This is a genomic window from Streptomyces seoulensis (genome assembly GCF_022846655.1).
Lineage (GTDB): Bacteria > Actinomycetota > Actinomycetes > Streptomycetales > Streptomycetaceae > Streptomyces.
The window spans coordinates 3,970,310-3,983,175 of record NZ_AP025667.1 but is presented as its reverse complement, the minus strand read 5'-3'; the positions used below and the strand labels follow the sequence as shown (position 1 = coordinate 3,983,175).

The 12,866-nt window shown below is 71.3% G+C and carries 13 protein-coding genes; 6 read left to right on the top strand and 7 right to left on the bottom strand.

The features are described from left to right. Positions 1-3 precede the first annotated feature (3 nt). A complete protein-coding gene (locus tag HEK131_RS18345; RefSeq protein ID WP_217463642.1) occupies positions 4-468 on the bottom strand; it encodes a gas vesicle structural protein GvpA in 465 nt (154 codons plus the stop codon). A gap of 26 nt (positions 469-494) precedes the next feature. Further along, a complete protein-coding gene (locus HEK131_RS18340) occupies positions 495-845 on the bottom strand; it encodes a gas vesicle protein (RefSeq protein WP_217463641.1) in 351 nt (116 codons plus the stop codon). A gap of 245 nt (positions 846-1,090) precedes the next feature. On the opposite strand from HEK131_RS18340, the gene HEK131_RS18335 reads away from it, so the two are divergent. Next, complete coding sequence (locus HEK131_RS18335; protein ID WP_244336193.1) at positions 1,091-2,062, top strand: histone protein; 972 nt, start codon at positions 1,091-1,093, stop codon at positions 2,060-2,062. Between the two features lie 3 nt (positions 2,063-2,065). Next, the gene (locus HEK131_RS18330) at positions 2,066-3,061 is read left to right on the top strand and encodes an SRPBCC family protein (protein ID WP_217463639.1); all 996 of its coding nucleotides are present in this window, start codon (positions 2,066-2,068) and stop codon (positions 3,059-3,061) included. Positions 3,062-3,178: 117 nt separating this feature from the next. Here HEK131_RS18330 and HEK131_RS18325 read toward each other — a convergent pair whose 3' ends face one another. After that, positions 3,179-4,366 carry an epoxide hydrolase family protein gene (locus tag HEK131_RS18325; protein WP_244336192.1) on the bottom strand — a complete coding sequence of 396 codons (1,188 nt, stop codon included), beginning with the start codon at positions 4,364-4,366 and terminating at the stop codon, positions 3,179-3,181. 128 nt (positions 4,367-4,494) lie between these two features. Here HEK131_RS18325 and HEK131_RS18320 point away from each other — a divergent pair, with 128 nt between their 5' ends. Together HEK131_RS18320 and HEK131_RS18315 are read left to right on the top strand one after the other, a co-directional pair. Then, positions 4,495-5,793, top strand: a complete 1,299-nt coding sequence (locus HEK131_RS18320; protein ID WP_244336191.1) for a PP2C family protein-serine/threonine phosphatase — start codon at positions 4,495-4,497, stop codon at positions 5,791-5,793. A 70-nt stretch (positions 5,794-5,863) separates the two neighbouring features. Then, positions 5,864-7,000, top strand: coding sequence for an FUSC family protein (locus HEK131_RS18315; protein ID WP_244452059.1), 1,137 nt, complete (start codon positions 5,864-5,866; stop codon positions 6,998-7,000). Between the two features lie 14 nt (positions 7,001-7,014). Here the strand turns inward: HEK131_RS18315 and HEK131_RS18310 are convergent, their stop codons facing one another. Next, positions 7,015-8,523 (bottom strand): MFS transporter, encoded by a 1,509-nt coding sequence (locus tag HEK131_RS18310; RefSeq protein WP_244336190.1) that lies wholly within the window; start codon positions 8,521-8,523, stop codon positions 7,015-7,017. 187 nt (positions 8,524-8,710) lie between these two features. On the opposite strand from HEK131_RS18310, the gene proP reads away from it, so the two are divergent. After that, positions 8,711-10,207, top strand: coding sequence for a glycine betaine/L-proline transporter ProP (proP, locus tag HEK131_RS18305; RefSeq protein ID WP_244336189.1), 1,497 nt, complete (start codon positions 8,711-8,713; stop codon positions 10,205-10,207). An 80-nt stretch (positions 10,208-10,287) separates the two neighbouring features. Here proP and HEK131_RS18300 read toward each other — a convergent pair whose 3' ends face one another. Genes HEK131_RS18300 through HEK131_RS18290 form a run of 3 tightly spaced genes read right to left on the bottom strand, consistent with a single transcriptional unit; the run spans position 10,288 to position 12,262 of the window. After that, a complete protein-coding gene (locus HEK131_RS18300) occupies positions 10,288-11,094 on the bottom strand; it encodes an SAM-dependent methyltransferase (protein ID WP_244336188.1) in 807 nt (268 codons plus the stop codon). A 35-nt stretch (positions 11,095-11,129) separates the two neighbouring features. Beyond that, positions 11,130-11,387 (bottom strand): DUF397 domain-containing protein, encoded by a 258-nt coding sequence (locus HEK131_RS18295; protein WP_161146777.1) that lies wholly within the window; start codon positions 11,385-11,387, stop codon positions 11,130-11,132. After that, positions 11,384-12,262 carry a helix-turn-helix domain-containing protein gene (locus HEK131_RS18290; protein WP_244336187.1) on the bottom strand — a complete coding sequence of 293 codons (879 nt, stop codon included), beginning with the start codon at positions 12,260-12,262 and terminating at the stop codon, positions 11,384-11,386. The genes HEK131_RS18295 and HEK131_RS18290 overlap by 4 nt, the downstream gene beginning before the upstream one ends. A 162-nt stretch (positions 12,263-12,424) precedes the next feature. Between HEK131_RS18290 and HEK131_RS18285 the strand changes: the two genes are divergently transcribed. Then, entirely contained in the window at positions 12,425-12,865 is a 441-nt protein-coding gene (locus tag HEK131_RS18285; protein ID WP_217463633.1) for an ATP-binding protein, read from the top strand. The last annotated feature ends 1 nt before the right edge of the window (position 12,866 follow it).

The window sequence follows — 12,866 nt, the reverse complement described above, 5'->3', positions numbered from 1 at the left end:
GGTTCATTCCCTCTCGCGGGTCGAAGTCCGTTTGGAGGTGCGCTTGGCAGGCCGCCGCTTCCGTGCGGGCTCCCGCTCCTCCTCCTCGTCCTCCTCGTCGCTGTCACCGCCGGTGACGGCCTTGAGGGAGTCGGTGACCGCTTCGGCGGCCCCGCTCAGCGCGCCCTTGGACTTGCCCTTGGCGCCGCTCTCCATGGTGTCGCCGACGATGTCGGTCAACTGGGCCGGCGCCTTGCGCCCGGCTTCCAGGTCGAGCCGGTTGCACGCCTCGGCGAAGCGCAGGTACGTGTCGACGCTGGCCACGACGATGCGAGCGTCGATCTTCAGTATCTCGATGCCCACCAGCGACACGCGGATGAAGATGTCGATCACCAGCCCGCGGTCGAGGATGAGCTCCAGGACGTCGTAGAGGCTGCCCCCGCCGCCGCCGCGGCTGACGTTGCCTCCGCCTTGCGGCACCACGGTCATGGTGCCTCCCTTCACCGGCCGCGGGCTCAGCCGCGCCGGTCGATCTGCCCCCGGGTGTAGCGGCGCGTGCGCTCGTAGGACACGAGGTCACCCTCCTTGTCGAGGGTGACGCGGTAGGTCGCCATCACGCTGGTCGTCTCGGGTACCCGCTCCAGTTCGAGCACCTCTACGTCGGCCTCCCAACCGTCGTTCGTCGGTTTCAGCGCCGAGACCGATTCCGGTGCTCGGCCGATCAGTTCCGTCAACTGCTCGGCGGCGGTCCGCATCGCCCAGGCAGGGCCCTTGGCGGGGCGGCGGCGCGCCTCACCGGCCGGACGCCGGCTGGTGCCGCCACCGCTGCTGCTCCGTCGCTTGGCGGGCTCTTCGCTTGCGGCCATGGTCTCTCCGGTTGTCGGAGCGGGCGCCAGATTCCACGCATGAACATACAATTTCAGCATATAGGGTTATACGTCGCATCAGAGTCGGTCGGCCCCCAGTGCCACCGGAACCGCGTGTGCCGCTCTCCCCGAGCCTCGGCGCGGCGCAGGGTGCGTGCGATCCCTTCTTCCTCGATCGCGGGCCGGGTCGGGGTGCCGGCCGGAACCCCGTTTCTCCCCTGACCCTTTACGAAGGGAACCGGTTCATGAATGACACCACCAAAGTCGCTCTCGCCGCCGCAGTCGCCGGTGGCTACGTGCTCGGACGTACGAAGAAGGGACGCCTCGCCTTCGCCCTGGCGACGTACCTCGCCGGACGGCGCACGGGACTCAATCCGCAGGCGCTCCTGACCGAGGGGATGGGCAAACTCGGCGAGATACCGGGCGTCGCCGATCTGAACGAGCAGATCCGCGGCGAACTGCTGAACGCGGGACGCACGGCGCTCACCGCCACCGCCGACCGCCGCCTCGGCGGCCTCGCCGAGTCCCTCCGCGAGCGCACGCAGCGCATCGGCAAGAAGACGGAGAAGGGGGAGGAAGCTGAAGAAGAGAAGGGGGAGGAGGCCGAAGAGGAGGAAGGCGAGGAGCTGGAGGAGTCCGAGGAGCCGGAGGAGGAAGAGGCCGAGGAGGAGGCAGGCGAGTTCGAGGACGAGGCCGAGGAGCCTGAGGAGGACGAGGAGTTCGAGGAGGAGGACGAGGAGGTAGAGGAGCCGCGAGCTGAGGACGAGGAACCCGAGGACGAGGAAGAGGAGGACGAGGAGTTCGAGGAGGACGAGGAGGACGAGGAAGAGGAGCCGGAGGAAGAGGAAGAAGAGCCCGAGGAGGAGGAAGAAGAAGAGGAAGAGGAGGAAGAGGAGGAAGAGCCCGAGGAGGAGCCCGAGAAGCCCTCACCGCGCCGTCGGCCCGCCGCGAAGAAGGCCCCTGCCAAGAAGGCCGCTCCGGCGAAGAAGGCGCCCGCCAAGAAGTCGGCCCCGGCCAAGAAGGCCGCACCGGCGAAGAAGGCCCCCGCGAAGAAGGCCCCTGCCAAGAAGGCCGCTCCGGCGAAGAAGGCGCCCGCCAAGAAGTCGGCCCCCGCCAAGAAGACGGCCGCCAAGAAGACCGCCGCGAAGAAGACTCCCGCCAAGAAGGCTCCGGCGAAGAAGTCGGCCGCCAAGAAGACCACCGGGCGTCGGAGGTAGGCCATGGCAGGCAAGGAAGACGTCAAGGACGGTGCCGGCTCAGGCCTGGACATGCTGCGGAGCGAAGTCGGTGACTACCTGGGCGCCCAGGCGGAAAACCTCGTCGGCAAGACGGGGAAGAAGCTGACGGGCCTGACCCAGAAGCTCCTCGACACGGCCAGTGGTGACGGCGGTGGAGGCGGTGGCTTCATCAAGGGCGTCGGCAGCCGCATTCTCCAGGGCGAGTCGCCGTTCAAGGCGATAGTCGCCGAGAAGGCCGGGGACGTCAAGGACAAGGTGATGGACAAGGCCAAGGGCCTGTTCGGCGGCGGGAGCAAGGGGAAGTCCGGCAGCGCCAAGGTGATGAACATCATCGAGGTGCTGGACATCGGACTGCCCCTGCGCACCACCTACGACCACTGGACCCAGTACGACGAGTTCAGCGGTTTCACCAAGGGCGTGCAGAGCGTCTCGCAGAGCGACGAGGTCACCAGCGACTGGAAGCTGAAGGTCGGCCCCTCCAAGCGCAGTTACAAGGCGACCGTGCAGGAGCAGGTCCCGGACCAGCGGATCGTCTGGACCTCCGAGGGCGCCAAGGGCACCACTCGCGGTTGTGTCACCTTCCACGAACTGGCCCCCGAACTGACGCGCGTCGTGCTCGTCGTCGAGTACTCCCCGGCCGGCTTCTTCGAGAAGACCGGCAACATCTGGCGCGCCCAGGGCCGCCGCCTGCGGCTGGACTTCAAGAACTTCCAGCGCTACGTCAGCTTCGCCGACCCGGAGGAGCTGGAGGGCTGGCGCGGCGAGATCCGCGACGGCGAGGTGGTCCGCTCCCACGAGGAGGCCGTGGAGGAGGAGGAGAACGAGGCCGCCGAGGACGAAGAGGGCGAGGGCGACGAGGAGGAGTACGAGGACGAGGAAGAGGACGAGGGCGAGTACGACGACGAAGCCCCCGACGAGGACGACGACTTCGAGGACGAAGAGGAAGAGGAGGACGAGGAGGAAGAGGAAGCGAGGTGACATCCACCGCTCGCCGGGCGCGCCCGCCTCCGCCAAGGCGGCCGCGCCCGGCGAGCCTGACCGGGCCGCCCCCTCAGCCCGACTGGGCCGTCCCCTCAGTCCGACTGGACCGCCCCCTCAGCCCAACTTCCGGAAGAACTCCCGGATGTCGCCGACCAGCAGCTCCGGCTGCTCCATTGCCGCGAAGTGGCCACCCCGCTCGAACTCCGTCCAGCGCACGATGTGGTTCGTCCGCTCCGCCACGTGCCGCAGCACGAGGAAGTTCTCGCGCGGGAACGCGGCGTACGCGGTCGGCGCCCGCGAGGGCTCGGGCGGCAGACCCGCCTGGTCGGCGTGCGCACGCTCGTAGTAGATGCGCGCGGAGGAACCCGCCGTCCCGGTCAGCCAGTAGAGCATCACGTCGGTGAGCAGATGGTCGCGGTCGACGGCGTCCTCCGGGCGGTCCACCGAGTCCGTCCACTCCTTGAACTTCTCCGCGATCCAGGCCAGTTGGCCGACAGGGGAATCGGTGAGGGCGTAGGAGAGGGTCTGCGGGCGGGTGGACTGGATGTCGGCGTACCCCTGCCTCTCCCGGCTCCACTCCTTCATCCGCTCCCATGAGGCGAGGGTGCGTTCACGCTCGGCGGGGGTCAGCACGGCGAGTTCCTCCCCGGTCGGCTCGGTCGTCGCGCCGGCGCCGGGGATCAGGTTCAGATGGACGCCGATGACCCGCTCGGGGCGGATGCGGCCCAGCTCGCGGGAGACGGCCGCGCCCCAGTCGCCGCCCTGGGCGCCGTAACGCTCGTGGCCCAGGCGGTCCATCAGCTCCGCGAACGCCGCAGCGACCCGGCGGTACTCCCAGCCGCTCTCGCGGGTGGGGCCCGAGAAACCGAAGCCGGGGATGCTCGGCAGCACCAGATGGAAGGCGTCGGCCGGGTCGCCGCCGTGCGCGCGGGGATCGGTCAGCGGACCCGCGATCCGCTCGAACTCCGCGAACGAGCCGGGCCAGCCATGGGTGATGATCAGCGGGGTGGCGTCCGGCTCCGGGGAGCGGATGTGCGCGAAGTGGACGTTCGCGCCGTCGATCGTGGTCATGAACTGCGGCCACTCGTTCAGCCGGGCCTCCGCCGCCCGCCAGTCGTACTCGTGCCGCCAGTAGTGCGCCAGTTCGCGCAGGTAGTCACGCGGGACGCCGTGGTCCCAGCCGGCCCCCGGCAGCTCGTCCGGCCAGCGGGTGCGGTCGAGGCGGTCGCGCAGATCCGCCAGCTCGCTCTCCGGGACGGCGATACGGAACGGTCGGACAGCGGCGTCCGGTGAAGTGGTCATAGCGGCGCAGCCTAGGCGTCCCGGTGGGCCGGGGAGAGATCTTTTCCGCCCGGCCCGGCCTCCCGGCCCCCATGGGCCGAACGGCTCTCGCCCGGTGCGGTCCGGCACGGGCCGGGTACGTGCCCTGCATGGACAGCTCCGATGTGGAACCGGCGCTGCAGGAGGCGCTGGACCGGCTCACGCTGCTGGACCAGACCGCCGCCGTGCTGGCGAGCACGCTCGACGCGGAAGAGGGGATGCGCCGCGTGTGCCGGGTGCTCGTACCGGCGCTCGCCGACTGGAGCGTGGGCGACCTCGTGGACGAGGGCGGCCACGTGGAGCGCGTCTGCGTCACGCACCGGGATCAGGGCATCCCGCTGGTCGGCATGACCGGGCTGCTGCCCGGCGTGGGGGAGGACTCCGACGACCCGTGGTCGCGGGTGCTGCGCGGCGCCGGTGCGCTGCTGCTGTCCGCCGACCGGTTCGCGCCGGACGAGGAGACCACCGACCCGTTCCACGCGCTGAACAGCGAGCTGTTCCGGCGGCTGGGCGGCGGTTCGGGCGTCGTCGCGCCGCTGCGGGCCCGGCGGCGGGCGCTCGGCGCGCTGACCCTCGTCCGCGGACCGGAGCGGCCGCCGTTCGGGGAAGGGGACCTGGCACTGGTGGAGGGGCTGGCCCGCCGGGTCGGCCTCGCGGTGGACAACGCCCGGCTGCACGCCGAGGTGCAGAACATCGCCGAGCGGCTGCAGCGCTCCCTGCTGCCCCGCCTGCCGGTCATCGACGGTCTGCGCATCGCCGCCCGCTACACCCCCGCCACCTCGTCCGCACAGGTGGGCGGGGACTGGTACGACAGCTTCGTGCTGCCCCAGGGCGACACCGCGCTGATCATCGGCGACGTCACCGGCCACGACCTCCAGGCCGCCGTGGCCATGAGCCAGATCCGCAACATGCTGCGCGGCATCGCCTGCGACCGCCAGGAACCGCCCGGCCGCATCCTGCGCCGGCTGGACCTGGCGATGGCCGCGCTCTACCCGCACCAGACGGCCACCTGCGTCTACGCCCTGCTCAAGGGCCCGGAGCACGGCCGGTACCAACTGGACTGGGCCTCCGCCGGACACCTGCCGCCGCTGCTGATCACCCCGGCCGGGGACACCACGTATCTGGACGCCGGCCGCGGCATGGTCCTCGGCGTCGACCCCGGGGCCGAGCGGGTGGGCGCCGGCGCCGACCTGCCGCCGGGCGGGACCCTGCTCCTCTACACCGACGGCCTGGTCGAACGCCGGGGCGAGTCGCTGGACCACAGCCTCACCCGGCTCCGCCAGCACGCGGCCGCCCTGGTCGACCAGGACCTGGACGTCATGTGCGAGGAACTGCTGACCGGCCTCGCCCCGGACGCCGAGGACGACGTGGCCCTGATCGCCCTGCGCCTGCCCACCTCCACCACCTGACCGCGACTCCGGGCGCTCCCGCCGGGCATGACATGCGCCTGCGTGTGGCACCCGGCCGGGTGTGCGAGGGATACGAGCGACGTGGCAAGCGCTGACGGCGGACCTCTCGACGGCCCTGGAGGGTGCCCGGCGGGCCTGGGCGGGCCCGAGCCGGGAGCGGGACCTGGTGGCCCAGGCGCTCAAGGCGGCGCTGGCCGCCTGGGTGGCCTGGGCGGTGGCGGGCTGGTGGCTCCAGGCGCCGGTGGCGTTCGTGGCGCCCTGGGTGGCGGTGGTCCTGGTCGAGTCCACCGTCTACCGCTCCCTCACCCACGGCCTCCAGCAGCTCGCGGCGATCGCCGCCGGCACCGTCGTCGCCACCGCCGTCGGACTCGCGCTCCCGCACACCGAGGCCGCGATGGCCGTCGTACTGCCGGTGGTGCTGCTCCTCGGCCAGTGGCACCGGCTCGGCAGCCAGGGCATCTACGCCGCCACCGGCGCCCTGTTCACCCTGACCGCCGGACCCTTCTCCGTCGTCACCTCCGCGGCCCGGCTCGGGGAGGCGCTGTTCGGCGCGGTGGTCGGCCTGGCCGTCAACGCCCTGATCCGGCCGCCCGTCTACCTGCGCGACGCCCGCGCCCTGCTCCAGGACACCGCCGACGAGGCCCACGACATCCTCCAGGAGGTGGCCGAGGGGCTCGCCGAGGGACGCCTGGACGCGGACGAGGCGACCGGCTGGCACGACCGCGCCGTGCGGCTCCACCCCCTGGTCGAGCAGGCCAAGGCCGCCGTCGGCTGGAACCAGGAGAGCCGGCGCATCAACCTGCGCCACCTCCCCAAGGCCGTGGCGGACGCCGGCCGGGGCTACGACGACGCGGCCACCGTCCTGGAGTACGCCGCCGTGCACACCGCGGGCGTCACCCGCACCGTCCTGGAGACCGTCTCCGACGAGGACGCGGCCCCCCGGCTGGACGCCGGACTCGCCCGGCACTACGCCCGCTACCTCAGCCTGACCGCGCACGCGCTGCGCCTGTACAGCAACAGCCGCTTCGGACCCGCGACCGAGGACGGACTGCGCGACGCCGTCCACGACATGCGCGAGACGCTGCAGACCCTGCGCCAGGACCTGGTCCGCACCACCAGCGACGACCCCGCCGGAGTCGCCGTCTACGGCGCCCTGCTCGCCCAGGCCCACCGCCTGGCCCGGCAGATGGTCCTCTCCGCCGACTGAACCCGTGGTGCCGCTCAGGTGTGCCGGGCGTGCACGGGGTTGTTGGCGACCTCGTCCGGGCACTTCCCGCGGGAGCGGCGGGTCGGCCGGTCGCGCCGCCAGTCGAAGGCGGCGAGCGCCAGCGAGGCGGCCATGCCGGCCAGCGCGGCCACGAGGGCCGTGCGGTAGTTGCCGCCGGTGTCGCCGAGCACCACGTAGAAGAGGCCCGGCAGCGCCGCGGTGCCCACCGCGGCACCGAGCCGCTGCCCGGTCTGGAGGGCGCCCCCGGCCGCGCCCGCCATGCGCACCGGTACGTCCCGCAGGGTCATGGTGATGTTGGGGGACACCACGAAACCGCTGCCGATCCCGCCGATGAACAGCACCGGCGCGGCCACCCAGGGCGCGATCCCGAGCGGCGCGAAGCGCAGCAGCAGCGCGGTGCCGCCCAGCCCGGCGATCACCCCCGTGAGGCCGCACACGGTGAGCACCCGGCCGAACCGCTCCACCAGCCGCCCCGCGAGCACGGCCGCGCTCGCCGAGCCGAGGGCGAAGGCGGTCACGGCGAGGCCCGACTTCAGCGGGGAGTAGCCGAGGCCGTGCTGGTAGAACAGCGCGAACACCAGCCAGACGCCGCTGAAGCCGACGAAGTACAGCGTGCCCACCCCGGCGCCGACCGCGTAGCCGCGCACGGTGGTGAACAGCCGCGGATCGAGCAGCGGCTGGGCCTCACGGGCCACCAGGCGCCGCTGCCACAGCACGAAGGCGCCGAGCAGCACGACCGCGACCGGGAAGAGCCACCACAGCCGCCCGATCCCGCCGGAGTCCGCCTGGACCAGCGGATACATCAGCGCCAGCACCCCGGTCCCGAGCAGCAGCACGCCCACCACGTCCACGCGCCCCCGCCCCGACCGCTGGACGCGGGGCAGCAGCCGCCGGCCCAGCAGGACGGCGAGGAGGCCGATGGGGACGTTGACGTAGAAGATCCATCGCCAGCCCTGCTCGCCGGAGGCCAGGGCCAGGATGACGCCGCCGGTGATGGGGCCGATGGCGGAGGAGATGCCCACGGTCGCGCCGAAGAGGCCGAAGGCACGGCCGCGTTCCGCGCCCCGGAACATCTGCTGGATCAGCGCCGAGTTCTGCGGCGCCATGAACCCGGCCGCCAGCCCTTGGCAGAGCCGGGCCAGCACCAGCAGGGTGATGTCCGGCGCCGCGCCGCAGGCCGCGCTGAAGAGCACGAACCCGGTGAGCGCCAGCAGGAAGATCCGGCGCCGGTCCAGGGCGTCGCCCAGGCGGCCCGCGGTGACCAGGGCGAGCGCGAAGGTGAGCGCGTACCCGGACACCACCCACTGCACCTCGGCCGGGGTGGCGTGCAGGTCCCGCTGGATGGTGGGCAGCGCGACCGCGACGATCGTGACGTCCAGCAGACTCATGAAACCGGCGACCAGGGTCACCCACAGGGCCCGCCACCGGCGTGGGTCCGGCTCGTATCCGTCCTCGGGGGCGGCCGGCCGCCCGCCGCCCGCCGTCGATGCCGACGCAGTCACCAGGGCTCCTCTCGCCGGGGACACAGCACCGGGCGATCGAGTTCCCCGGCAGGCCGCCCGGCACTCGTACGGCCCCTTTTCGATCACCCTCGGTAGCAGCCCGGGCGCGCAGTGAAGAGGATCGTTTGAGCGGGCGATGACGGTGCAGGTGTTCTGCCTGGACGTGAGTACGGCGAAAGGAACACCCATGGCGGCCCTCGACAACGAAGATCCGGTGGATCCCGGTGCGGTCAGACGCCACCGTGTGCTGTTCCGCGCGATCGAGCGACGGCGCAACCCCAAGCTGCGCCGCAGCGACATCACCGTGACGGATCAGGCCGCCGTGAAGCGGGCCACCAAGGCCGCCGCCCTCGGCAACGCCATGGAGTGGTACGACTTCGGCATCTACAGCTACCTCGCCGCGACCCTCGGCAAGGTCTTCTTCCCCTCGGGGAACGACACGGTGCAGTTGCTCAGCTCCTTCGCCACCTTCGCCGTGGCCTTCCTGGTGCGCCCGCTCGGCGGCATGGTCTTCGGGCCGCTCGGCGACAGGATCGGCCGTAAGCGCGTGCTGTCCATGACCATGATCCTGATGGCCGTGGGCACCTTCGCCATCGGGCTGATCCCCTCGCACGCCGCGATCGGCATGTGGGCCCCGGCCCTGCTGATCCTCTTCCGGCTGATCCAGGGCTTCTCGACCGGCGGCGAGTACGGCGGCGCCTCCACCTTCATCGCGGAGTACGCCCCGGACAAGCGGCGCGGGTTCTTCGGCAGCTTCCTGGAGTTCGGCACGCTCGCCGGATACGTCGGGGCCTCCGGCCTGGTCGTCGTCCTGAACACCGTCTTCAGCGCCGACCAGATGCTGCACTGGGGCTGGCGCATCCCCTTCCTGGTCGCGGCCCCGCTCGGCTTCATCGGCCTCTACCTGCGGCTCAAGCTGGACGAGACGCCGGCCTTCCAGAAGCTGGAGGGCGGCAACGTCCACGCGAGCGACGCCGCCGACGCGGTGGAGTCCTCGGCCACCGCCGACCTGGGCAAGATCTTCACCCGGCACTGGCGGCCGCTGGTGCTGTGCCTCGCGCTCGTCGCGGCGTACAACATCACCGACTACATGCTGCTGTCGTACATGCCGACCTATCTGTCGGACGAGCTGGGCTACCCCACCAACCACGGGCTGCTGATCCTGCTGCTGGTGATGGTGCTCCAGATGTGCGTCATCAGCCAGGTCGGCCGGCTCTCCGACCGCTTCGGACGCAAGCCGCTGCTGATGGCGGGGATGCTCGGCTTCTTCTTCCTGTCCGTGCCGGCCTTCCTGCTCATCCGGCAGGGCAGCGTCGTCCTCATCGCCGTGGGCCTGCTCATGATGGGGCTGTCCCTGGTGGCGATGCTCGGCACGATGTCGGCGGCGCTCCCGGCGATCTTCCCGACCCAGGTGCGCTACGGCTCCCTCTCAGTGGCCTACAACCTCGCCACCTCGATCTTCGGCGGCACGACCCCGCTGGTGATCACCTACCTCATCAGCGTCTTCCACACCAACCTCATGCCCGCCTACTACGCCACCGCGGCCGCCGTCGTCGGTGTCGTCGCGGTGCTGTGCATGAAGGAGACGGCCAACAAGCCGCTCGCTGGCTCGCCGCCCGCGGTGGAGACGGAGAAGGAGGCCGCGGAGATCGTCCAGGCCCAGGCTCCGGTCCCGAAGTTCTGACCCGCGCGAGGCCGCGCACCACGGAACGCCCCCCCTGCCGACCCGGCACGGGGGCGTTCCGTCTTCTCCGGCCGCCGGTACTACGGCTTGATGCCCACCGCGGTCCACAGGCTGACCTCCGCGTCGGTGGCGGCCGGTTCGGCGTCCGGGCGCCAGCGGTGGCCCACCGAGACACCGGGGTCCAGCAGCTCCAGCCCGTCGAAGAAGCGCGCCACGTCCGCGCGGGAGCGGAACTGCACCGGGGTCCCGGCGCCGGTGTAGATGTCCGTGACCTTCTGCCAGGTCGACGCGTCGAAGTCGGGCGTGCAGTGGCTCAGGGCGAGCGCGCTGCCGGAGGGGAGCACGTCCAGCAGCCGGCCGACGATGCCGTACGGGTCCCGGTCGTCCGGCACGAAGTGCATCAGGGCGTTCAGGGACAGCGCCACCGGCTGCTCCGTGTCCAGGACGTCGGTCAGCTCGGGGGCGTCCAGCAGCGACTGCGGATCGTTGACGTCCGCCTCGATGTACGCGGTGCGGCCCTCGGCGGTGCTGCGCATCAGACGCTCGGCGTACTTGAGGACGAGCGGGTCGTTGTCGGCGTACACCACCCGCGCGTCGGCGACCACGGACTGGGCCACCTGGTGCAGGTTCGGCTCGGTGGGGATGCCGGTGCCGATGTCCAGCCACTGCCGGATGCCGTGCTCCCGGGCGAGGACCCGGGTGGCGCGGTGCATGAAGGCGCGGTTCTCGCGGGCACACACGAATATGCCGGGATAGACCGACGCCACCGCCTCCGCGGCGTGCTTGTCCGTCTCGAAGTGGTCCTTGCCGCCCAGGTAGTAGTCGTACATCCGGGCGGAGTGGGGCCGGCTGGTGTCGATGTCCCGCGCCGCGGGTGAGTCGGTCATCCTGTTCCTCTTCGGTGTGTGCGTGGGGGGAGAAGTCAGCCGGTGGTCAGATGGTCGGCGAGGCCCCGCTTGACCCCCGCGACGAACGCGGTGATCTCCTCCGGGGTGTAGATCAGCGCGGGTCCGGCGGGGTCGGTCGACTGGCGCAGGGCCACCCGGCCGTCGGCGAGCTGCTTGGTCTGCACGCACTGGCCGCCGTTCGGGCCGCTCCACGGGGACTCCCAGCCCTGCTCGCCGAGGTCGGAGGCGGGCATCCCGTTGTAGGCGTGGCCACGGTCGTCGATGGTGGTCATGAGTACTCCTTGCGCATGCGGTTCAACAGCGCCCTGCTCTGCGCGTCGGAGGTCAGCAGGGACATGCGGTTGTGCGCCTCCAGATGGGCCACGACGTCGGAGCGCTGGTCCAGGTACATCGCGCCGGAGAGGATCTCGCTGTAGACGATGTCCGGCAGCTCCGGCTCCTCGAAGCGGAAGTACGTGAACGGCGCGCACGCGCCCACGTGGGCACCGGCGGTGAACGGGACGACATCGACGCTGACGTGGTCCAGCTCCGAGAGCTCCAGCAGCCGTTCGATCTGCTCCCGCATCACCTCGGGTCCGCCCACCGCCCGGTGCAGGACGGCCTCCTCCATCACGACCCACAGCGTCGGCGAGTCGGCGCGCTCCAGCAGGGCCTGACGGCGCAGCCGCAGGTCCACGCGGCGCGCCAGATCCTCGTCGCCGTCGTTGGGGAAACCGCCGCCGAGCACGGCGCGCGCGTACGCGTGGGTCTGGAGCAGTCCCGTCACGTAGTGCGGCTCGTAGGTGCGCAGGGTCTTGGCGCCGGTCTCCAGACTCACGTACGCGCTGAACCAGCCCGGCACCACATCGCGGTAGGCGTGCCACCAGCCGGGCTCGTTGGCCCGCTCGGCGAAGGCGACGAACTCGTCCCGCTCCTGCCGGTCGGCGCCGTAGGTGTCGAGCAGCTTCTCCACGTAGAGGGGCTTGAGCGCCACCTCCGCCTTCTCCAGCCGGCGGATGGTCAGGGACGTGACCCTCAGCGCCCGGGCCGCTTCGTCCAGGGAGACGCCCGCCTCCTGGCGCCGCTCCTGGAGCCTGCGGCCCAGGACCATGCGCAGCACGGTGGGCGCACTGCCGGTGCTGCCCGCGCTCGAACGGCCTTCACTCACGCCCTACCTCCTGATGGGCTGTCACTCGTACGAGTGTGACAGGGAGTTGGTGAATCAACCAGACGGATAGCGGCTCTCTGTAATTATCAGGGAGTCGGTTGCAGCCTGAACTCAGTTGCGAGCATAGTTACTTGAGTGACCGCCTCACGGAAGGCAACCACCGTGCCCCCCACCACGACCTCCTCACCCGACCTGTTGGACATCGCCGACCCGGACCACACGCACTGGATCACCCTGCGATCGCACCACTCCAGCGTCAGGATCGCCCGCCGCTCCATGCGGGAACGGCTGACCGGGTGGCTGCTGCCCGGAGAGCTGCGCGCGGACGCCGTGCTGCTCGTGTCCGAACTCGCCACCAACGCGGTCCTGCACACCTCCAGCGTGCGCATCCTGTGCGGCATCGGCCTCGTCGGCGCCGGACGCCTGCGCATCGAGGTGCACGACCACGACTACTCCGGCCAGGGCCTCTCCCGGCGCGACGCGGGCCCCGACGACGAGGGCGGCCGCGGGCTCCTGCTGGTCGAACAGCTCGCCGACTTCTGGGGCGTCGACCGCTCCAGGCTCACCAGCGGCAACGCGGTGTGGGCGACGCTGAGTTCCTGAC

Excerpts from the sequence above, each read along its gene's own strand:
- HEK131_RS18300 (WP_244336188.1), bottom strand. The coding sequence starts at position 11,094 with ATGACCGACTCACCCGCGGCGCGGGACATCGACACCAGCCGGCCCCAC.
- HEK131_RS18345 (WP_217463642.1), bottom strand. The coding sequence starts at position 468 with ATGACCGTGGTGCCGCAAGGCGGAGGCAACGTCAGCCGCGGCGGCGGC.
- HEK131_RS18330 (WP_217463639.1), top strand. The coding sequence starts at position 2,066 with ATGGCAGGCAAGGAAGACGTCAAGGACGGTGCCGGCTCAGGCCTGGAC.
- HEK131_RS18335 (WP_244336193.1), top strand. The coding sequence starts at position 1,091 with ATGAATGACACCACCAAAGTCGCTCTCGCCGCCGCAGTCGCCGGTGGC.
- HEK131_RS18320 (WP_244336191.1), top strand. The coding sequence starts at position 4,495 with ATGGACAGCTCCGATGTGGAACCGGCGCTGCAGGAGGCGCTGGACCGG.
- HEK131_RS18325 (WP_244336192.1), bottom strand. The coding sequence starts at position 4,366 with ATGACCACTTCACCGGACGCCGCTGTCCGACCGTTCCGTATCGCCGTC.
- proP (WP_244336189.1), top strand. The coding sequence starts at position 8,711 with ATGGCGGCCCTCGACAACGAAGATCCGGTGGATCCCGGTGCGGTCAGA.
- HEK131_RS18340 (WP_217463641.1), bottom strand. The coding sequence starts at position 845 with ATGGCCGCAAGCGAAGAGCCCGCCAAGCGACGGAGCAGCAGCGGTGGC.
- HEK131_RS18295 (WP_161146777.1), bottom strand. The coding sequence starts at position 11,387 with ATGACCACCATCGACGACCGTGGCCACGCCTACAACGGGATGCCCGCC.